Source organism: Pseudomonas sp. B8(2017) (assembly GCF_002113575.1).
Lineage (GTDB): Bacteria > Pseudomonadota > Gammaproteobacteria > Pseudomonadales > Pseudomonadaceae > Aquipseudomonas > Aquipseudomonas putida_Z.
In genome coordinates this window covers 77,679-97,682 of record NZ_NEIO01000010.1, presented here as the reverse complement: position 1 = coordinate 97,682, position 20,004 = coordinate 77,679, and the positions used below count along the sequence as shown (strand labels likewise).

The 20,004-nt window shown below is 61.2% G+C and carries 22 protein-coding genes; 18 read left to right on the top strand and 4 right to left on the bottom strand.

Annotated elements, in window-relative coordinates; translation table 11 throughout:
- Positions 1–8: 8 nt before the first annotated feature.
- From CAG22_RS16235 to CAG22_RS16185, 11 genes are all read left to right on the top strand, one after another.
- Positions 9–986, top strand: coding sequence for a YCF48-related protein (locus CAG22_RS16235; RefSeq protein ID WP_085705789.1), 978 nt, complete (start codon positions 9–11; stop codon positions 984–986).
- Between the two features lie 37 nt (positions 987–1,023).
- A complete protein-coding gene (locus tag CAG22_RS16230; protein ID WP_256582436.1) occupies positions 1,024–2,244 on the top strand; it encodes an amine dehydrogenase large subunit in 1,221 nt (406 codons plus the stop codon).
- Positions 2,238–2,792, top strand: coding sequence for a MauE/DoxX family redox-associated membrane protein (locus tag CAG22_RS16225; protein ID WP_085705788.1), 555 nt, complete (start codon positions 2,238–2,240; stop codon positions 2,790–2,792). Before CAG22_RS16230 ends, CAG22_RS16225 begins: the two co-directional genes overlap by 7 nt.
- Positions 2,789–3,385, top strand: coding sequence for a redoxin domain-containing protein (locus CAG22_RS16220; RefSeq protein ID WP_256582435.1), 597 nt, complete (start codon positions 2,789–2,791; stop codon positions 3,383–3,385). The genes CAG22_RS16225 and CAG22_RS16220 overlap by 4 nt, the downstream gene beginning before the upstream one ends.
- Positions 3,386–3,387: 2 nt before the next feature.
- On the top strand, positions 3,388–3,906 hold the full coding sequence (locus tag CAG22_RS16215; RefSeq protein ID WP_371916859.1) for a methylamine dehydrogenase light chain: 519 nt from the start codon (positions 3,388–3,390) through the stop codon (positions 3,904–3,906).
- Positions 3,907–3,908: 2 nt separating this feature from the next.
- A complete protein-coding gene (locus CAG22_RS16210; protein ID WP_085705786.1) occupies positions 3,909–4,331 on the top strand; it encodes a hypothetical protein in 423 nt (140 codons plus the stop codon).
- Positions 4,328–4,951, top strand: coding sequence for a c-type cytochrome (locus tag CAG22_RS16205; protein ID WP_256582434.1), 624 nt, complete (start codon positions 4,328–4,330; stop codon positions 4,949–4,951). Before CAG22_RS16210 ends, CAG22_RS16205 begins: the two co-directional genes overlap by 4 nt.
- Positions 4,952–5,006: 55 nt before the next feature.
- Positions 5,007–5,501, top strand: coding sequence for a hypothetical protein (locus tag CAG22_RS16200; RefSeq protein ID WP_085705784.1), 495 nt, complete (start codon positions 5,007–5,009; stop codon positions 5,499–5,501).
- Positions 5,498–6,211 carry an NAD(P)H-dependent oxidoreductase gene (locus CAG22_RS16195; RefSeq protein WP_085705783.1) on the top strand — a complete coding sequence of 238 codons (714 nt, stop codon included), beginning with the start codon at positions 5,498–5,500 and terminating at the stop codon, positions 6,209–6,211. The genes CAG22_RS16200 and CAG22_RS16195 overlap by 4 nt, the downstream gene beginning before the upstream one ends.
- Positions 6,212–6,213: 2 nt before the next feature.
- Entirely contained in the window at positions 6,214–6,996 is a 783-nt protein-coding gene (locus CAG22_RS16190; RefSeq protein ID WP_085705782.1) for an enoyl-CoA hydratase/isomerase family protein, read from the top strand.
- A gap of 178 nt (positions 6,997–7,174) precedes the next feature.
- Complete coding sequence (locus tag CAG22_RS16185; RefSeq protein ID WP_085705816.1) at positions 7,175–8,527, top strand: sodium:proton antiporter; 1,353 nt, start codon at positions 7,175–7,177, stop codon at positions 8,525–8,527.
- 90 nt (positions 8,528–8,617) lie between these two features.
- On the opposite strand, the gene CAG22_RS16180 is transcribed toward CAG22_RS16185, so the two are convergent.
- The 4 genes from CAG22_RS16180 to CAG22_RS16165 all read right to left on the bottom strand — a co-directional run bounded on the left by CAG22_RS16180 (position 8,618) and on the right by CAG22_RS16165 (position 12,838).
- Positions 8,618–8,836: a general stress protein gene (locus tag CAG22_RS16180; protein WP_085691886.1), complete on the bottom strand. Its 219-nt coding sequence runs from the start codon at positions 8,834–8,836 to the stop codon at positions 8,618–8,620.
- Between the two features lie 200 nt (positions 8,837–9,036).
- Positions 9,037–10,362: an SDR family oxidoreductase gene (locus CAG22_RS16175; RefSeq protein ID WP_085691885.1), complete on the bottom strand. Its 1,326-nt coding sequence runs from the start codon at positions 10,360–10,362 to the stop codon at positions 9,037–9,039.
- Between the two features lie 225 nt (positions 10,363–10,587).
- Positions 10,588–11,889, bottom strand: a complete 1,302-nt coding sequence (locus CAG22_RS16170) for an Nramp family divalent metal transporter (RefSeq protein ID WP_085588295.1) — start codon at positions 11,887–11,889, stop codon at positions 10,588–10,590.
- Between the two features lie 196 nt (positions 11,890–12,085).
- Positions 12,086–12,838 (bottom strand): SDR family NAD(P)-dependent oxidoreductase, encoded by a 753-nt coding sequence (locus CAG22_RS16165; protein WP_023662722.1) that lies wholly within the window; start codon positions 12,836–12,838, stop codon positions 12,086–12,088.
- Between the two features lie 100 nt (positions 12,839–12,938).
- Between CAG22_RS16165 and CAG22_RS16160 the strand changes: the two genes are divergently transcribed.
- The 7 genes from CAG22_RS16160 (at position 12,939) to CAG22_RS16130 (ending at position 19,982) form a co-directional block, all read left to right on the top strand.
- Positions 12,939–13,898: a LysR family transcriptional regulator gene (locus CAG22_RS16160; RefSeq protein ID WP_085705781.1), complete on the top strand. Its 960-nt coding sequence runs from the start codon at positions 12,939–12,941 to the stop codon at positions 13,896–13,898.
- 124 nt (positions 13,899–14,022) lie between these two features.
- A complete protein-coding gene (locus tag CAG22_RS28760) occupies positions 14,023–14,655 on the top strand; it encodes a hypothetical protein (RefSeq protein WP_256582437.1) in 633 nt (210 codons plus the stop codon).
- On the top strand, positions 14,546–15,115 hold the full coding sequence (locus CAG22_RS16150) for an acyl carrier protein (protein WP_085588299.1): 570 nt from the start codon (positions 14,546–14,548) through the stop codon (positions 15,113–15,115). Before CAG22_RS28760 ends, CAG22_RS16150 begins: the two co-directional genes overlap by 110 nt.
- Before the next feature lie 11 nt (positions 15,116–15,126).
- Positions 15,127–16,401, top strand: coding sequence for a beta-ketoacyl-[acyl-carrier-protein] synthase family protein (locus CAG22_RS16145; RefSeq protein WP_085705780.1), 1,275 nt, complete (start codon positions 15,127–15,129; stop codon positions 16,399–16,401).
- Positions 16,402–16,558: 157 nt separating this feature from the next.
- Positions 16,559–17,485 (top strand): beta-ketoacyl synthase, encoded by a 927-nt coding sequence (locus tag CAG22_RS16140; protein ID WP_170929312.1) that lies wholly within the window; start codon positions 16,559–16,561, stop codon positions 17,483–17,485.
- Positions 17,482–18,780 (top strand): beta-ketoacyl-[acyl-carrier-protein] synthase family protein, encoded by a 1,299-nt coding sequence (locus CAG22_RS16135; RefSeq protein ID WP_085588303.1) that lies wholly within the window; start codon positions 17,482–17,484, stop codon positions 18,778–18,780. The genes CAG22_RS16140 and CAG22_RS16135 overlap by 4 nt, the downstream gene beginning before the upstream one ends.
- Positions 18,777–19,982: a beta-ketoacyl synthase N-terminal-like domain-containing protein gene (locus tag CAG22_RS16130; RefSeq protein ID WP_085588305.1), complete on the top strand. Its 1,206-nt coding sequence runs from the start codon at positions 18,777–18,779 to the stop codon at positions 19,980–19,982. Before CAG22_RS16135 ends, CAG22_RS16130 begins: the two co-directional genes overlap by 4 nt.
- Positions 19,983–20,004 lie beyond the last annotated feature (22 nt).

The window sequence follows — 20,004 nt, the reverse complement described above, 5'->3', positions numbered from 1 at the left end:
GCTGACTGATGAAGACCGTTCGATTGCTGCCCTGGTTGCTGGGGCTGATGTGCACAGGACAGACATGGGCGGCGCCGGCCATTGCCCTGAACGATGTGCGCCATGCGCCATTGGTGGCGGTGGCCCGGACCGGTGCCGGGGTGGTTGCGGTGGGTGACCACGGCGTGGTGGCGTTGTCCGGTGATGGCCAGCAATGGCGCCAGGCGCGCAGCGTACCGGTGGATGTGCTGCTGACCGCGGTCAGTTTCATCGACGATCGTCAAGGTTGGGCGGTGGGGCATGGCGGAGTGCAGCTGCGTAGCGTCGATGGTGGCCAGGACTGGGTGTTGCAACAACGCCTGGAGGGCAAGCCGGTGCTGTTGTCGGTGGTGTTCACCGATGCCCATCACGGCATGGTCGTGGGTGCCTATGGCTATGCGGCGCGTACGGTCGATGGCGGCGTCAACTGGCTACCGATGCAGGTGGGGGAGGAGGGCGACGACTTCCACCTCAATCAGGTGTTCCAGGCCACCGACGGCAGCCTGTTCATCGTCGGCGAGGCCGGCCATGCCTACCGCTCCACTGACCAGGGGGTGTCCTGGCAGCCCCTGGACACGGGTGTCAGTGGCTCACTGTGGACCGGCACCGGCCTGCGCGATGGCCGCGTGCTGCTGGCAGGAATGAGTGGGCGGGTGCTGCTGGGCGACAGCCTGGGCCGACACTGGCAGGCACTCGACAGTGGCAGCCAACAGGCGATCACTTCTGTGACGCAGCTGGACGATGGCCGCGTGGCCCTCGTGGGCAATGCGGGCCTGACGGCGGTTTCCGATTCGCAGGTGACGCACTTCACCAGCGCCCAGCGCGAAGACCGCCTGAACCTGTCGGCCCTGGCCGCGCAATCCGGCCACCTGCTGCTGTTCGGCGCTGCCGGCGTTATCGAGGGTGTGGCACCGGATGCCAAGGCAACTGTCACTACGCGCCAATCCACCGAAAATACCCCTCGATAGACTCAAGCCCAGGCCGATCGCCTGTTGCGGAGCCCCTATGTTCAAGCGTTCCTTGTGTCATCTGTTGTGTGGTCTGTCGTTGTTCGGCGCGGCATCGTTGGCGTTGGCCGGGTTCGTGCCGGAGCAGGCCCGTGTCGAAGTGCTCGGTGATCACCGTGACCAGCACAGGTTCTGGATATGGGGCAGCAATGCCCCCAACATGGTCGATGGCCGCGCCTACCTGTTCGACGATCAGGGTCGCAACCTGGGCCAGTTGAGCACCGGCATCTGGTCCAATGGTTTGCAACTCGCACGCAGCCGCGACGAACTGTATGCCACCGAGATCTACTTCAGCCGTGGCGTGCGCGGCAAGCGCACCGACGTGGTCACCGTCTACGACGCCAAGACCCTCAGCCCCAAGCGCGAGATCCCGATCCCGGCCAAGCGCATGACCGCGCTGATTTCAACGGGCCTCACCGTGCTGTCCGACGACGAACGCTTCCTGCTGGTGCTCAACTTCACCCCCGCACAGTCGATTTCGGTGGTGGACCTGGAAAACAGCCGTTTCGTCACCGAAGTGCCGATCCCTGGGTGTGCTTCGATCTATCCTGCCGGCCCGCGGGACTTCTACGCGATCTGCGGCAACGGCGGCTTCTTCCACCTGCGCCTGGACGAGCAGGGGCAAGTGGCCTTGCAAGAGCGCACCGCCCCTGCGTTCGATCCGCTGCAGGATCTGCTGCTGACCACCGGTGTACGTGATGGCGACACCTGGTACTTCGTCTCGCAACACAACCACGCCTATGCCCTTGGCATGAACCCCGACGGCGTGCGGCCGATCAAGCAATGGTCGCTGCTGAGCGAGCAGGAACGCACCGACGGGTGGGGTATTGCCGGTAACCACGGTGTGGCCCTGCACCAGCAGAGCGGGCGGTTGTATGTGTTGATGCACAAAGATGTGCCGGAGAACTACCAGAAGCCCGGCACCGAGGTGTGGGTGTTCGATGTGGCCACGCAAAAGCGTGTTGCACGCCTGCCGCTCAAGGAGCAGAGCACCGCCATCGGCGTCAGCCAGGGCGCGCAACCACGGTTGTACAGCCTCGACTGGCTGGTGCCGATGCCGAGCCTGTTCACCCTGTGGATCTACCTGACCGAGGGCGATGCCGGGCTGATCCCACTGCTGCGCCAGGGAGTGAACCTGTACGACGCCGACAGCGGCGAGCACTTGCGCAGCGTCGGCGATATCCCCCTGGGCTTTCTGAATGTGGTGGCGCCATGGTGATCGCCGAACTGCTGCATGACCCCTTGGTGCATGTCGCCAGTGTCGGCGCCCTGAGCTTGCTGCTGGGGGCCGCCGCACTGCACAAACTGCACGAACCCCGAGCGTTCGCCGACGTGCTGCAACGCTATGCCCAGGTGTTGGGAGCATGGTGCGCGGCGCCCGTCTGGACGTATGCGCTGCCGATGCTTGAGGTGCTGGGCGCCGCTGGCCTGCTGCTGGGCCTGTGGTGGCCATGGACGGCGCTGCCAGCTGTGTGCCTGCTGGTGCTGTATGCCGGCGTACTGGCCCTGGCCGTGCGTCAGGGCTCTGCCATCGAGGACTGTGGCTGCCATTTCGGTGGCCGTCCTCAGCCTCCAGCGCCGGCACTGGCATGGCGCAACCTGCTGCTGGCGCTGCTCGCCTGCAACCTGCTGGCACCGATGGCCGAGCGTCCGCTGACCTGGCTGGACGCCTTCACCCTGGTGTTCGTCTTTGTCAGCGCTGCCGCTGTGTACCTGCTGGCGAACCTGCTGATCTCCAACCGCGCATCCCTGAGGCAACGTCCATGACTCATGCTTTGATCATTTCCAGCCTGCTGTCCTGGGCGATCACCCTGATGCTGATCCTCGCCGTGTGGGCCCTGGCGCGTCAGGTCGGGCTGCTGCACGAGCGTATCCAGCCGGTAGGCGCACTGTCGCTGGGCAAGGCGATCAAGGCCGGTGACGCGGCGCCGGTATTCACGCTGGCGAGCCTGACCGGTGGCTCGGTGAGCCTGGGCGGCGCGAGCGGGCAGGCCACCTTGCTGTTCTTCCTGTCCGAGACATGTCCGGTGTGCAAGACGCTGTTGCCCGTGCTCGATGCGCTGCGTCGCCAGGAGCGCCTGCACATCGTGCTGGCCAGTGATGGTGAGCCTGACGAGCACCTGGCCTTCATTGCCGCCCAAGGTTTGCAGGCATACCCCTACCTGCTGTCGCGGGAGGTGGGCCTGGCCTACCAGATCAGCAAACTGCCCTATGCCGTGCTCATCGACGAGCACGGCACGGTCGCCAGCCATGGCCTGATCAACACCCGTGAGCACCTGGAAAGCCTGTTGGAAGCACGGCGCCTGGGGCATGCCACGGTCCAGGCGTACAAAGCCGCGCAGCAGGGGTACCACGCATGACCATCAAATGGTTTGACGAAGCCACCCAACTGTTGACCCGCCGCGTCGCTCGCGGCACTTCGCGCCGGGGTTTTCTTGGTGGGCTGGGTACCTTGCTGGTCGGCGTCGGGGCAACGACCCTGTTGCCTGTATTCCGTGGCAGCGCGTTCGCCCAGTCCAGTGCCGGGCTGCAGGAGTCGGGTGACCCGAACAGCTGCGAATACTGGCGCCACTGTGCCATCGACGGTTTTCTCTGCGGCTGCTGCGGCGGTACTTCCAGCAGTTGCCCGCCGGGCTCCGTGCGCTCGGACATCACCTGGATCGGCACCTGCCGCAACCCCACCGATGGCAAGGACTACGTGATCTCGTACAACGATTGCTGTGGCAAGAGCAACTGCGGACGTTGCGTGTGCCAGCGCGACCAGGGTGATACGCCGCTATACCGCCCGCAGAGTTCCAACGACCTCAACTGGTGTTCCGGCAGCCAGGCGGACATGCCATACCACTGCTCGCTGTCGGTTGTGATCGGGGTCAAGGAGTGACCATGGCCGGGCGACTGCCATGGATGCTGTTGCTGGCAGCGCTGTCGGCCCAGGTACCGGCCACAGAGCCACGTCAGTTCGATTACATGCTCAATTGCCAGGGCTGCCACTTGCCCGATGGCAGCGGTAACCCGCAGCGAAGCGTGCCGGCCTTTGCCGGCCAGTTGGGCAAGTTCCTCTGGATACCCGGCGGCCGCGAATATCTGGTGCAGGTACCGGGTTCGGCATTGTCGGGGCTGTCGGACGATGCCCTGGCCGGAGTCCTCAACTGGATGCTGGTGCGTTTCGATGCCGGCCATCTACCCCCGGACTTCAAACCCTATACCGGCGATGAAATACAGCAGTGGCGTGGGGCAGTGCCTGCGGATGTCGAGACTACCCGCAACCGGCTGCTACAGCGTATCGCCGAACGAGAACGACAATGAGAGCACCCCTACCGATGAAGCCAAGTCTTTGTGCCAGCCTGCTGGTATTTGCCGTCACGTTGCAGGCACACGCTGCTACACCACCGCCCCAGGCCGCCACCTGCGTGGCCTGCCATGGCGCCGAGGGCCAGGGCAACCCGACGCTGGGCGCACCACGCCTGGCTGGGCAGCAGGTTGATTACCTGCTCACGCAATTACGCGATTTCAAGGCAGGGCGCAGAGGCTACGCCCCGCGGGATGGCCATGGCGCACAGATGCGCGCCATCGCGGCCAATGTGGCGGAAGGTGACCAGGAACCGCTGGCGCGCTATTTCGCTGCCCTTGGTGCCGAGCCTGCAAATGCGCCGACCACATCCAACGGCGAGGGCCAAGCGCTTTACCAACACACCTGTGCCGCATGCCACGGGCCGCAGGGGCAGGGCTTTGCGCACCTGAAAACGCCCAACCTGCGTGTGCTCGACCGAGCCTACCTCGACCGACAGTTGCAATCGTTCAGCGACGGGCTACGTGGCAGCGAACAGCATGCCAGCGAGTTGGCGGTCTGGATGCGAGGGATCGCCTTGCAACTGCATGACGATCAGCAACGAAAGGTACTGCTCGATTACATTGCCGGGCCATGACTCACGGCTGCCCGGCACCTTCGGATTCTCGACCAACAGTAATGGTGATTTCTCTATGCCGTCAGGCACATTCATCAAGGGCTTCCGTCACGAGCTGGCCAACCGCGCCTTCGCCAGGGCTGCAGTCAGGCGCATGGCCACACGCCTGCAGGGCCAGCCAGCGCACCCGTTCTGGAAAACCTACGCCGACCTTGAAACCTTCAACCAGCCACGCTACGAAGCCGCAGCTCAGTTGTGGGGGCTGGACACGGCCCCTGGCCTGTTCACCCGCTGGAAATCATGGCTGGTTTCCTCTGTCCCGCGGCCTCTGCAAGGGTTGCTGCTGCGGTTGGTCCATCGTGAGACCGTGAAGTACTTTGCCTGGCTGCAAAGGCTGCGCGAAGCGGGCCCCTCAGGCGCACAGCGCTTTCTCGATTACATGATCGATCAGGAGCAACTGCAGCTGGACATGATGCGCATGGCCCTGAATGGGCGCTATCGCGATGTAGTGCGCAAAGCCGACGAATTCTTCCTCAAGTACAACGGTGTCAAACTGCTGGAGTTGCCATGAACGTTCTGATTGTCCACGCCCACAACGAACCCCGGTCATTCAACAGCGCCATGGCGCGGCTGGCAGCAGAGGTCCTGGAGGACAAGGGCCATTGTGTAGTGATGTCGGACCTGTATGCCATGCGGTTCAATCCGGTGGCCAGTGCCGAAGACTTCCGGGAGCGTGCAAACTCGGATTACCTGGTCTACGCCCTTGAACAGCGTCATGCCGTCAGCAGTGGGACTTTGGCCGCTGACATTGCTGGCGAGCTGGACAAGATTCGCTGGGCCGATCTCATCATCCTCAATTTCCCCATCTACTGGTTCAGCATGCCAGCCATCCTCAAGGGCTGGATCGACCGAGTGTTTGTCTCGGGCTACTGCTATGGCGGCAAGCGCATCTACGACCACGGCGGGCTCAAGGGCAAGCAAGCGATGCTGGCATTCTCGCTGGGAGGGCAGCCGCACATGTTCGGCCCGGATGCGATTCATGGCGAACTGGAAACTTTATTGCGGCCCATCCAGCGTGGCGTGCTCGGCTACGTAGGTTTGTCGGTACTACCTCCATTCGCCGCGTTTCATGTGCCGTACATCAGCGAAGACGCTCGACATGAGTACCTCGAACAATACCGTCAGCACCTGCTGACGCTCGATGAGCGTCCACCTCTGGTGTTTCCGTCACTGGATGATTTCGACAGCAATATGCGGCCCAAACGCGGACAGGCGAGGTGAACATGCAAGTTCATGTAGAGCGGCAGGATGAAATTGCCTTCCTGACCCTGGGAAACCGCGAGCGTCGCAACAGTTTCGATATCACGATGGCAACTGCACTGCTTGATGCAGTTCGAACCTTGGCAGCGCGTCCGCCGAAGGTAGTGGTGATGCGTAGCAGCGCTGAGCACTTTTCGGTGGGCGGTGATGTGCAACATTTCCGCCAGTTGCTCGCGGGGGAGCAGCAAGCCTGCATGGAAGGTGTCGAACAACTGGTCGGCGCTGTGAACGAAGCGGTGCTTGGTATCACCAGGTTGCCGTGCCCTGTGCTGGGGCTGCTCAATGGCGCCGTTGCCGGCTTCGGGCTTTCATTGGCGTTGAGCTGTGATCTGTTGATCGCCAGTGAAGATACTCGCCTGCACTATGCCTACGGTGGTATCGGCATCACCCCGGACGGCGGTGGCAGTTGGCATTTGCCGCGCCAACTTGGCCTGCACCGCGCCTTGGCCCTTGCATTGCTCAATGGATCACTGACGGCCTGTGAGGCTCGCTCGCTTGGCTTGATCATGGACGTAGTGGCCAGCGAGCATTTGCAGGCAACAGGCCTGCGCATTGCTGGCCGTCTGGTCGCTGGTGCAAGCGCCGCCCAGGCAGGCGCCAAGGCGCTGTTGCGCAATGGTCTGCTTGATGGGCTGCCCATTGCATTGGAAAACGAGCGGGAAACGTTTGTGCGCCTGAGCACCAGCAGTGATTTTGATGAAGGGGTGAGGGCATTCTGCATGCGCCGAACTGCATCGTTCAGCTGAGGTTGGCCCGCTCATTCGCTGGTGGGTCTGGTTTGTCTGGGGGGTAGGGTGCAGTACGGGACTGCGTCCGCATGTGGAATACCATCTGCCACTCCGATGGAGGCAAATGCAGCGGAACGACCTGTTTCGCCAGAAAGTCCAAAATGTAGTCGAAAATTCTTTCAAGGCTTGTGCGCAGATGACCTTCATCGTCTGGTTCGCCATGCTGGGCGCCGTCTTGCTGCTACTGGCGCTCTCATCCTCCTACCTGCGATGGATCCCTGTGACTTCGTCCGTGGTGTGCCTTGCCCTGGGTATCGGCCTGGGCACATCGGGGTTGGGTTTTCTTCATCTGGACCTGAGCAAGGCGAGCGGCTGGATGGAGCACCTCACCGAAGTCGCTGTGCTGTTTTCGCTGTTCTTCAGTGGCTTGAAGTTGCGCCTGCCCTTGCATGACCGCAGATGGTGGGGCGCCTTCTACCTGGCGGGGCCGGTGATGTTGGTCTGCATCGGTGGGGTAACGCTGGTGCTGCATCATGGCCTGAACCTGGGGTGGGGCATATCGGTTTTGATCGGGGCGATACTCGCACCCACAGACCCCGTGCTTGCCACCCTGGTACAGGTGGTTGATGCCCGTGATGATGATCCGGTGCGTTTCAGCTTGTCTGGCGAGGCAGGGCTCAACGATGGCGTGGCGTTCCCCTTCGTCATCCTCGGGTTGTTCCTTCAGCAGGATACCGGCCAGGCATGGTTCAGTGACTGGTTGTTCAAGGACATGCTGTGGGCGGTGACCGCAGGCCTGTTGCTTGGTTACTGGATGGGGCGCGGCCTGGGCAAGCTCACGCTCTTTTTGCGACTGCGCAACGACGACAGTACCGTGTCGCCCAATGACTACCTGGCCCTTGCCCTGATTGCGCTGGCTTACGTGAGCGCCGAGTCGGTTCAGACCTATGGGTTTTTAGCGGTGTTCGCTGCTGGCCTCGGTTTACGCCAGGCAGAGGTTCAGACCTCCAATGGCCCCGAAGAGCCGGCTGCTGAACATCTGGTACAGCCCGTGGTAGGCCACCAGCATGTGGCGCCGGAGATGGCCGTCAAAGGCGATGTGCAAGGCCTCGACGACTCGCAGGTGGCAGCAGGCATCATGTTGGGGGATATGCTGGCTTTCGGCAGCTTGATCGAACGGGCAATGGAGGTGTTTCTGGTGACCATGCTCGGGGTAGTACTCATCGAGCATTGGGACTGGCGGGCCTTGATCGTAGCCGCAGCGCTTTTCCTGCTGATTCGTCCCTTGAGCATCCTCCTGTTCCCGGCTCGAGGAATGCTGGATATCCGGCAGCGTGGGCTATTGGGATGGTTTGGCATTCGAGGAATCGGCAGCTTCTACTATCTGTTCTACGCCCTCAATCACGGGCTGCTTGCCACGTCAGCCGCGCAGAGCATCAACCTGGTTCTATCGGTGGTGGCGCTAAGCATTCTGCTGCACGGATTGAGCGTTCAACCGCTGCTTGCCAGATACGAAGCGTGGAAGGGGCGGCTCACTGCTTCGGTGTAGTTTGAAACCGACGCGGCACGTCTGGTGGCCGCTGCGTTCAATCTGAAAAAAAGCCAGGGCGCCGTGCACCCTGGCCGAACTCATTTCAAGTTAGCGATTTTCACTACCACGACCGCCGCCGTGGCTGTTCTGTCCGCCTTTGCGTCCTGCCTCGGAGGCGCGCTCACGGTCGTTGGCAAAATTGCCCCCAGAGCTCTGGCCGCCTTTGTGACCTGCCTCCGATGCCTTCTCACGGTCATTGGCAAAGTTGCCTGGGTTGTTCTGTGCGGTACCACCTTGGTGGCCACGATTGGATTGGTTGTCAGCCATGATCTTTCACCTCATGTCGTCACACAGGAAAGTCTGTGTTCAACTCGGACGTCAGGCAGGGGGGCGTTTGCTCCACTGCTTTCTGCTCGTCCCGACGGGTTGCGCGAAAGAACCCGTGCGGGCGACTGTGGCGCCACAGAGCTTTGTTCTCCAACCTTTGGGAGGGTTCTGACTTGCGTCGAGTTTGACGGCACGGTCGTTCAGCTCCTGCGTCGTGAATGGGTGATTGCAAAACCTACGATCATTCCAAGCGCCGCTGCGCCGATCAGTAGAGGCGTCTTGTCTTTTGACTTCCTCCAACCCCCGTCGATACTCCTCCTGCCACTCGGCGGCTCAAAGAGGTTGCCAGATGATGTTTCGGCTTTGGGACTGCGGTTTATTCCCCGACGCGTCAGCCACCCCGATAACAGAGGCAGACCTGGTACCAGGTAACTGGCCAGATGCGCCAGGCGGGCCGTGGCACCGACCGTGGTGTGAGCGCGTGGTGAGATTGCGCAGGCCACCATGGCCTTCGCCACAAGTTCGGGATCATATACAGGGCCCGGAGGCGTCAGCGCATGGCCTGTGTAGTTGCCGCCGTCTCGGAAGCCCGGTGTGTCCATGACGGCCGGATAGATATCGCACACGTGGATATCGCGAAACTCCGTCAATTCCCCCCGCAGCGCCTCGGTCAGGCCACGCAAGCCGAACTTGCTAGCCGAGTACGCGGCTGCATAGGGTTGGGCCACCCAGCTGCCCAGTGACAGTGTGTTGATCAGGATGCCGCTGCCTTGGGCCTTGAACAGGGGAAGGGCTACAAAAGCGCCGCGCAGGTAACCCATCAGGTCAGTCTGGATGACCTGCTCATGGGCCTCCAGTGGAGTTTCCTCGAAATTGCCGACCGCGCCAACGCCAGCGTTGTTGATCCAGATATCGATCCGTCCGCGGCCAAATGCTGCTGCCTGCGCGGCCAGCGCTTGCACCTGGTCGTTGCGGGTGACATCGGTCGTGATCGCTATGGCATCCGTCCCGCAGTCGGTGCATTCGTCCAGGACGTCGAACAACGCTTGTTCATCGCGCGCGGCAAGCACCAAACGAGCACCCTTGCAGGCAAATGCGTGCGCGGCGGCACGGCCGATACCGCTGGAAGCACCAGTGATGACCACGACTTTGCCGCGCAGCGGCCCTCTGCCCGGATAGCCCTCTCGGGGCGATTCCCGCTCTTTGCCAGACGTAGTCTGGTCGTCAACTGACGCGATCGTTTCGCTGGCTTCGATCCGAGAGATTTCAAGAGCGGTGCCGTCGACCAGGGTCAACGTCAGCCCTTCAACCGTGCCAGCCTCCCGGTTCGGAAACACGGGTTCCCCTTCGGCATCCACGCTGTCGTAGATGAAACGCTTGCCCTCGATCCAACCCACGGCGGTCAGAAGCTCAGGGCCGAGGTAGTACTTCCCGTCCTGGAAGAAGCCTGGGAACTGATGTGCCCGCTCCACGTTTTCCACGCGATAGCGTTCACCTGATTTCATACCTGTCGCTTGATCGATCATTTTGCGAACCCCTGTAGATCTCGAAAATGTCAGCCTTCTGCTAGGCATCTTTGCGTGATGGATATGCAGGGGAAGCCAAGGCGGGTCGTAAAGTTCAGACCAACAAGTCCGGTGGTACGCTGCGTAATGGAATGCAGGCAGAAAAATACCGGTCACGCCGGTATCAGGCAGAGGCGCAGTGCCGGTCAGCCCCGGCCAGCATTGAGCCAGGGCTGTGCGTTACCTTCAGGCGATAAGGTCTACTGCCAGCTGGAAGGCTACCCATAGCGCCAGGCCAGTGGCGAAGGCCAGCGCGATGTTTTCGAACCAGTTGTTGCGGTACGCCTTGCCCAGCAGCGATTTCTGGTTGGACATGATCAGCAGGCCCAGCGAGATCACCGGCAGGCCGATGATGTTCAGCGCGCTGACACCGATGGTAAGGGTCACGAAGTCGGGCATACCCGGGATCGACCAGGCCAGTGGCGTCACCAGGATGAACAACATGAACCATTTGTGCATCGGGTCGTTGTGGAATTCCTTTCCATAGCGTTCGCGCCGCTCGGGCTTCACATGCTGGAAAGCGTCGGTGATCAGCATGGGGAACGCAGTGGTCTTGCCAGAAATGCTGGCGAACAAGGTGGCGAATACGCCGACGAAGAAGATGTACCAGCCGATTGGGCCGAAGAACAGTTCCAACGCCTTGCCCAGGTCGCCAAGCGTTTTCACCTCGATGCCGTTGGGCCGCAGGATTTCCGCGCCGACGATCCAGATTGCCAGGTTGATGACGATACCGACGAATACCGCAAACAGCAGGTCGTTGCGCTGGATGCGTTTGTGTTGCGGGCCGACCCAGCCTTTTTCACGCATGACATAGGGGTGCACGAAGTTGGCTACCGAACCTGCCACGGCACCGATCACCGATACCGCTACCAGCAGTGCGCCGTGAACGCCTTCATCGGCTGGAATGCTGAAACCGATGGTGCCTTTGACGATACCCGCCACGTCGGGGCCGGACATCACCGCCAGCGCCAGGAAGGCCAGGGTCATCACCGCCAACAGTACTTTCATGACGCCTTCGATCATTGCGTAGATGTTGCGCCCCACCAGCATCCACACGGCCAGCACCACGGCCATGGAGCACAGCAGTGGGTAGTCGATCCGCAGCAACATCGCAAGCGCTTCACCCGCACCCTTGATCATGTAGGCGTTCATCAGGTGCCCCATCAACAGGGCATAGGCCAACATGAACCAGGCGAACACCGGGTGCAGCTGCGCATAGCCCTGCAGAATGGTCATCCCTTGGTTATTGCACAGCTGGAAGCGGGCGATGATGTTTACGATCAGGTACCGGAGCAACAGCGAAACGGCCAGCACCCACATCATGGCGTAACCGTAGTTCGCCCCGGCGACAGATGAGGTTATCAGATCTCCTGCCCCCAGCCACGACAGAACCGCGATGACGCCGGGGCCAAGCAATTTGATCAGCTTTGACAGGCGATTTTGAGGGGTTACGGCAGTTTTCCCCTCGACAGAAGGTATGCTCGACATGGTGACTCCATTGTTTTTTTTGTGAGAGCGGAGCGTAGTCGATCACAGTAGATAGGATGTCGTACAACTTAAATTCCAGCAAAGATGTTTCTTAATGTTTCGAGGCAAAGTGCAATGTCCATAGAACGGTCGAGACGACACTGACAGGCTCCCTCAAACAGTGAGGGAAGGCCGCATTTGTCGCGGCCTTTACTCGTTAGACTTGCGCCTGGCCACCGTCGACGAACAGTTCGGCCCCGTTGACGAAGCTGGCGTCGCTGGACGCCAGGAACAGAGCGGCTTTGGCAATCTCTTCAGGCTCGCCGACGCGCCCCAAGGGAATCTGCGATGCCAGGTAGTCCAGCAGGCCTTGCTGCTGAGCTGCGTCCGGCCCGGCGAGGTCTACCAGACCCGGGGTGCGAGTCGCGCCGGGGCTGATGGTGTTGACCCGGATGTTGCGATCTTTAAGGTCGAGGATCCAGTTACGGGCAAAGGCACGCACTGCAGCCTTGGAGGCCGCGTACACGCTGAATGCGGGTGTGCCCGAGCTGGCGGCAGTGGAACCGGTCAAAATCACTGAAGCGCCTTGAGCCAGAAGTGGCAGCGCTTTCTGAACCGTGAACAGCGTACCTTTGACGTTACGATCAAAAGTGTCGTAGTAATGTTCTTCAGAAATGTCTCCCAGAGGCAACATCGAGCCACCCCCTGCGTTTGCGAACAACACGTCGATTCGCCCGTGCTCTGCAGCCACCTGTTGGTACAGGGCATCAAGTTCGTCCGGCTTGGAAGAATCCACTCGAACCCCTACCGCGCTGCCAATCTGTGCGACGGCGTTGTCCAACTCCGCCTGGCGGCGCCCTGTGATGAATACTCGTGCGCCTTGTTGAGCAAAAAGCTTGGCGGTCGCCAGGCCGATGCCCGAGGTTCCGCCAGTCACGATTGCGATTTTGTTTTCAAGCTTGCCAGTCATGATCATCTCCGGTGTTTGCGATGTTGCGTTGGGAGAAGCGTATCGACGACCGGGAAAAACCAAAATAGAATTGTTGGAAACTCATCGTTGCAGAAATGAAATGAGCAAACTTCCGGATTTTGAAGGGTTGGCGATGTTTGCCAAGGTAGCCGAGGAGGGCTCGTTCGCAGCCGCCGCCAGAGTCATGGGCGTTTCAGTACCCACAGTGTCCAGGGCGGTAGCACGGCTGGAGGAGCGACTGGGGGGGCGCCTGTTCAACCGCACATCTCGACAACTTTCATTGACCGAGTTCGGTCAGAGCATGGCGGGCAGGGCTGGGGAAATCTACCGACAGGCCGAAGAGGTGGAAGGCGAGGCAATGGAGCTCTCCGTTCGACCTCGCGGCCTGGTTCGCCTCGCGATCCCCATGTCGTTCGGCTTGAGATGGGTCGCGCCCTTGATGCCCCAACTCATTCGGCAGTATCCAGAGCTCTCGGTAGACCTCCATTTGTCCGACGCTTCGGTCGACTTGATCGCGGATGGCTTTGACGCGGCCTTGAGGATCGCTGCATTGCCCGACTCTTCATTGGTGGCTAGAAAACTGTGTGCCGTGACTCAGTTTCTTGTCGCCTCACCGGCCTACCTCAATCAGCACGGAAGGCCAAAGCACCCCCGAGAGCTTGCAAGTATGCCTTGCCTTAGCTACGCCTACCGTGCTCGGACGCAAGTCTGGAGATTCACGCATACATCTGGAGTAGAAGAGGATGTCGTGCCTACCGGGCCTTTGCGTGTCACTAATTCGGAGGCGATGATCCCAATGCTGCTAGAAGGGATGGCGATCTCTGAACTGCCTGAGTTCATCGCGAGTGAGTATCTGACGGATGGGCGCCTGGAAAGAATCTTGCCGGAGTGGAGTATGACTCGGGGCGGCTTGTATTTCGTGACACCGTCTGCGCGAACCCGGCCAGTGAAGATCAGAGCTGTTTCCGATTTCTTCTTTGAACACCTGTCCGCGCCGACGTGGCGCTGGACGCCGGGGTATGAGTCATCAGGTGATATTCAGCGAGCAGGGCTGGAGTAAGGTTGGTCCATCTACGGAGAATGACATGGGTAGTCAACTTCCAAAGGCCCTGGCCCATGAGAAACGCCGGAATCAGAAAAATTTTCCCCAAAATACCCTTTGATACTCCAGCAGCCTATGGCTGGTGCTTGCCAGCGCCGTAGCGCTTCTTGCGGGATCAGTATCCGCGCTGCTTCTGTTCTCCCTCGATCACGCGGCCCAATGGCGTGCAACCCACCGCTGGGCCATCTGGCTGTTGCCTCTGACCGGCTTTGCAGTGGGGCTGGTTTATCACTTGATCGGCAAGCCGGTGAACGCAGGCAATAACCTGCTAATCGACGAGATTCACGCCTCGAAGAAAACCGTTCCGCTGCGCATGATGCCTCTGGTGTTTGCGGTCACGGTTATATCCCACTTCTGGAACTATCGTGCTGTTTCAAACAATCGATTTTGTCATTTTACGATCCCTCTCCAAGCACCATTGAGCTGCATAAATCAAAGGTTCCAAGGCGCGTCGGGATTTCTCGCAAAAAGCGATGATGGCACGTTGACTCTCCCCTTAGGGGGAGACTTTAGACTCCCGGCCCTCGATATATCTGGCCTGAAAACAGCATTTTTTGGCCCGATGAATTTATTCATTCAATGCGGCTTTTGTAGGGAAACAATCAATGAACAATCCCTTGGAATTGGACAGCGTTATCAGCAGTACACAGGAGATTCTTGCGCAGTTGCTGGTGTTGGACCAGGCCGACGTGGCAGAGCACAGCAGTATCGTTGACGACCTCGGCGCCGACTCGCTGGACATCGTCGACCTGAGCTTCCAGTTGGGCCGTCAGTACGGTTGCACCTTGCCGAAAACCAGCGTGCTGGATCACGCGGTAGCGGTGTTCGGCGACGCCACCCGGTTTGTCGAAAAAGGCCGAATCACGCAGGACGGCGTGGCCTTGCTGGAGCAGAGCCTCAGCGCTTATGCGCCGGGCCAGTTGCACGTGGGCATGCAGCCGGGCGATGTCTTCTCGGCCACCACCGTGCGTAACTGGGCGCAGCAATGCCATAACGTTTTCAACTACCTCCCCGAGGCCTGCCCTGAGTGTGGCGCGGTTCATGCCCAACTCAATGAACGCAAACAAGTGGTGTGTGGCGGGTGCAGTGCTCGCCTGACCCCTCTGGACGGTGACTCGATCTCGCGTCTGTTGGTTGAGCAGTACGCGGCCACCCAGTTGAAAGCTTCGGCGTAGGGGTTGCCTTGATGCAGGCCCGAGAGGTTCTGGTCACCGGCTATGGCCTGGTGGCTCCCACGGCACTGGATGCGGGCTCGCTGTTCACGACGATCAGCGAAAACCGTTCCTGCATTCGCCGGCACCCGGCGTTTGTCGAACTGGGTTTTGCGAACCCGGCGGCCGGATTTATCGATGAGCAACAATGGCAGGCCATCGCGGCGGCCTTTCCGGGCGATCTGCAGACCACCTCCCGCCAGGAATGGCTGGCGCATTACGTGGCCCGTCAGGCGCTGGCCCATGCCGGGTTGGCCGACGGCGCATTTGCCCGAGTCGCCAGCGGTATTTTTGTCGGGGCCAACAAACATTGCGTGAGCGGTGATTTGCGGGACGCTAGCCGTTACATGGACGATCAGGGGCGGGTCGATCTCGACCAGTACCTGGATAACCACACCTTCAGCGGTGGGGCGTTTGCCCGGCGGGTTGATCAGCAAACCCGCCATCTCGCCGAATGGCTGGGTGTACGTGACCATATCTCCACACATTCCGATGCCTGTGCCGCCGGCACCATGGCCATCGGCAGCGCCTATCGAGCGATCGCCCGTGGCGAGATCGACCTGGCGTTGTGTGGCGCGGTGGAGTTGATGGCCCATGAATTGTCCTACTACAGCTTTGATGGGCTGGGCGCACTCTGCCAGCGAGTGGACTTTTCCCCACAAGAACAGAGCCGGCCGTTCATGCCGGACCGCTGCGGTTTTGTGCTGAGTGAAGGGGCGGCGCTGTTGGTGCTTGAATCCCGCGAGCATGCCGAGCGTCGTCAGGCCTGTTCGCTGGGCCGGGTGCTGGGTTACGCGAATCTGTGCGAGGCAGAGAAAATCACCTCCAGCAGCCGCGATGGCAGCAAGTACGCCGCCTGCATGACCGCGGCCCTGGCCGATGCCGAACTGCCCAGTGCGGCTGTGGACCATGTGAATGTTCACGGTACGTCGACACAGGCCAATGACCGTTGCGAGGCCCTGGGCCTGGCGCAGCTCTTCGGCGAAACCCTGGAGCAGATGACGTTCACCGCCAACAAATCTGCCGTAGGGCATTCGTTGGCCGGCAGTGGTGCCATTGAGGCGGTGCTGTCGTTGATGAGCATCCAGTTGGGCGTGGCCTTGCCGACCCTCAATTTTCAGCCGGAAAAATCCGAATTTCCGGAGTTGAAATTCCTTTGCGAACCGTTGCAGCAACCGATCAATGTCGTGCTCTCAAACTCCTTCGGGTTTGGTGGCGTAAATAGTTCGTTGGTGCTGGGCAGGGCATGACATGACCAGATCCAATTCAACTGCTGTTTATATCACTGCAGCGTCGGTACTCAACGCCGCCGGTACTGAATGTGCGCCTCGTGACAGTCAACCTCAGGCCGCGCAACCGCTGGATTTCGACCCGGCACGCCTGGCCCGTTGTGTCACAGCGCCCGCCTTGCCGGCTGGTGTGTACGACCGCAAACTGTCCCGCAGCCTCGAGCCTCAGGGCGCGCGGCTGCTGTATTGCGCCGGCCGTCTCGCCGAGGCCTTGCGTGGTCTGGAACTGCCCGATGAGCGGATCGCATTGACCGCTGCCATTCCGGAAGTGGATGGCCCCAGCTCGTGCTGGGATGCAGTGCAGGCCATTGGCGCACAACCGGCGGATCTGTTGGCGCAGTTCTTTGCCCACACACCGCCGCTGCATGCGTTGATGATGCTCAACAGCAGCGTCATGGCCCACGCGGCCGAGGCCTTGCGTTGCAAGGGGCCCATGGGCGGTTTTTGCTCCCAGGGCAATGCCGGGCTGGATGCTTTGATGGAGGCCGCCGCCCATCTGAGCGAAGGCCGTGCCGATGCTGCCGTCGTCGTCAGTAGCAGCCCGAACATCACTCCGGCGTTGTACCTGCGTGACGCTACACACCCACCTGTGAACCCCGGCCCGTGGGTTTTCGGCGAAGGTGCTGCGGCACTGTTGCTGACGACCAACCCGGGCAGCGGTGCTCAATCTGCGTTGCGCATTGCCGGGTTTGCCCGTGGTTACAGCGCGCAACCCGAGCGTGGGCTGGCGGTTGGTCGCGACGTCATCGAGCGCGCTTTGAGCAACGAAAAACTGTGCCTCAGCGATGTCGGGCAAGTCGTCGCCGATGCACAGGATCCGCAGATTGCCGCGTTGTTTACCCTATCGGGGCACACCCTCGAACACTCCAAGGCGCTGGTAGGTGACCTGGGCGCCAGCGCCTTGCTCAGCGAAATCGCTGTGACCTGGGCACTGGATGGCAGCCGTTACACGCTGTTGCTCGAACATAGCCGAGGCGGGCATTGGGGCGCGGTGCTGCTGGCCAGAACGTCGTCGGACACAGAGACAATGGAGAGTTATCCATGAGCCCCACACGGATCGTGATCACGGGCATGGGCGCCGTCACCGGCTTCGGTTTCGAGTGGCAGTCCATGTGGCAAAGAATGTTGGCCGGCGAGCATTGCATTCGGCCATGGCAACCGGAAGGCGTCGAGGCGGGTGCGTTCCCCGTGCGTTACGCAGCGCCCGTGGATATGGGCTTGATGCCGGCACACTTGAAAGACCATCCGGCCTGGGGATTGTCGCTGGAAAAACGCACCCGCTTTGGTTGGGTCGCGGCCACCCAAGCCATTGCCGACAGTGGCCTGAGCCCCGAACAGTTGCGTGGCGCGGCGGTATTGTCAGCGTCCGGCGCACCTGCTCATCGTTTGCAGGACATGCTGCTCAGCCTGGCGGATAACCCGGCGCAGGCTCCGTCCTGGGCTCAATTGATGGCGCGACAGGCGCAGGTCGATCCTGACAGTTCACTGTGTCAGAGCAACGACCGCCTTGCGCGGGTGATTGCCGATGGTATCGGCAGTGAAGGCCCGGTGATCAATATCAGCAGCGCCTGCGCGGGAGCGTCCCAGGCCATCGGCAATGCATTCCAGATGATCCGTCGCGGCGAGGTCGAGCTGGCCATTGCCGGGGGCGCCGATTCGGTGCTGAGCCTGGACACCATGACCGCGCTGTATCTGCTCGGCGCCGCCAGCAGCGAGCAGCGTTGGGGCACCGAACTGTGTCGGCCGTTCGACCGCCATCGCAGTGGCTTGATTGCGGGTGAAGGCGGTGGTTTTGTCGTGCTCGAAACCCTCGAACGGGCGCTCGCCCGAGGGGCAACGCCGTACGCCGAAGTGCTGGGTTTCGGCAGCAGCCTGGATGCCTACAAAATCACCGCGCCCGACCCGCAGGGCCGGGGAGCGGTGCTGGCGATGCAGATGGCCCTGACGGATGCAGGGCTGGAGCCGCAACAGGTCGATCTGATCAATGCCCACGGTACGTCGACACCGCTCAACGATGCCGCCGAAACCCTGGCGATCAAGACCCTGTTCGCCGAGCGCGAACATTATCGGCGGTTGCTGGTGACGGCCAACAAATCCCAGTTCGGCCACCTGATTGCGGCCGCCGGAGCACCGGAGTTCATGCTCACGGCCCTGGCCTGCCGGGATGATCGGGTCACGCCGACCCTGAACCTGCATGATGCCGACGAACAATGCGACCTCGACTACTGCGCCCATCAAGCGGTCAAGCGCAAGGTCGACGTTGCCCTGAGCAACTCCTTCGGTTTCGGCGGGCTCAACACTTCACTGGCGCTGGGCAAGTACCGGGAGGTGCCGCGATGAAACAGGCTATCGCGATTGCCGGTGCGGGTTGCGTGTTGCCCAGTGGCTGGGGTGTCGAGTCTTTCTGGGCGGCTGCGAACGAAGGGCGCAGCGCAATTACGGCGCTGAACGCCCGACGGTTCAGCAGCGAACGCGTGGTGGCGTTCGGGCAAATTCAGGATCAGGACCACCAACGCAGCCGACAAGACCTTGCGCAAAACCTTCAGCGTTACTGCACGCCGGCAGTGATCTGGGGTGTCAGCGCGGTACGTCAGGCTTTGGAAGAAGCAGGCCTGGCCGATGAGCAGCCGGATGTCCGTTTCGGTTTGTATTGCTGTCAGGGCGGCTACACCCATCCGTCTCTGGAATCCTATGCCGAATTGTTGCTCGGCTGTCGGCAGGACGGCGTCGCCGACATGGCGGCGTTCGCCAGACGGATCCTGCAAGACCGTGCCCAGGACCCTTTTCTGGTGCTCAAAGGCTTGAGCAACTGCTTGCTGGGTGTCACCAGCCTGGCGCTGAAACTGGTGGGTGAGTGCAACGCCTATATGCAAGGTGTCGCCGGCAACCTGGCAGCCTTGCGTGAGGCTACGGCCGCTTTGCAGGATGGCCGGATTGATGCGGCAATCATTGTCGGTGCGGGCAGCGAGCTGGATGCCCTGGCGCTGTCCGGGTTGGTCCAGGCGGGAGTCATCAGCGCCAACGGCTCGAACACTCTGCTGCCGTTTGACCTTCGGGGCACCGGCGGCATTGCCGGGGAGGGCGCGGCAGCATTGGTGCTGCGCCGGCGCGAAGACCTGCCGGCCGGTCCTCAGGCGTGCCTCGCCGACATGACGGCCCATGCCACCCTCGGTCGCTTGAGCCTGCCCGACAGCCCAACCGATCTGTTGGTGTGCAGCGGCACCGGCGATGCGCACAAAGACAGCGTGTTGTGCCAGACGCTGGCCCTTGCGCGCGCCTCGCACATCACCAGCGGGTTGGCGATCAACGGCATTCTCAGCGCGGCGCCGAGCCTGGTGGATCTGATGCTTGCGCGTTGCGCATTGCAGGCCCAAAGCGTGCCGCCGATTGCCGGTTTGCAGCAGCCAGTGGCAAACCTGCCGTTTATTCAGGGCGCGCCCCACGCCGCGAGCCTTGAGCATTGCCTGGTGATGAACCGCGACGACAACGGATTCAGCGCCGCCTATCAAGTGCTCTACAGCGCAAAGGTCACTCAAGACTGACGCTGACTACCGCCTATTTTTT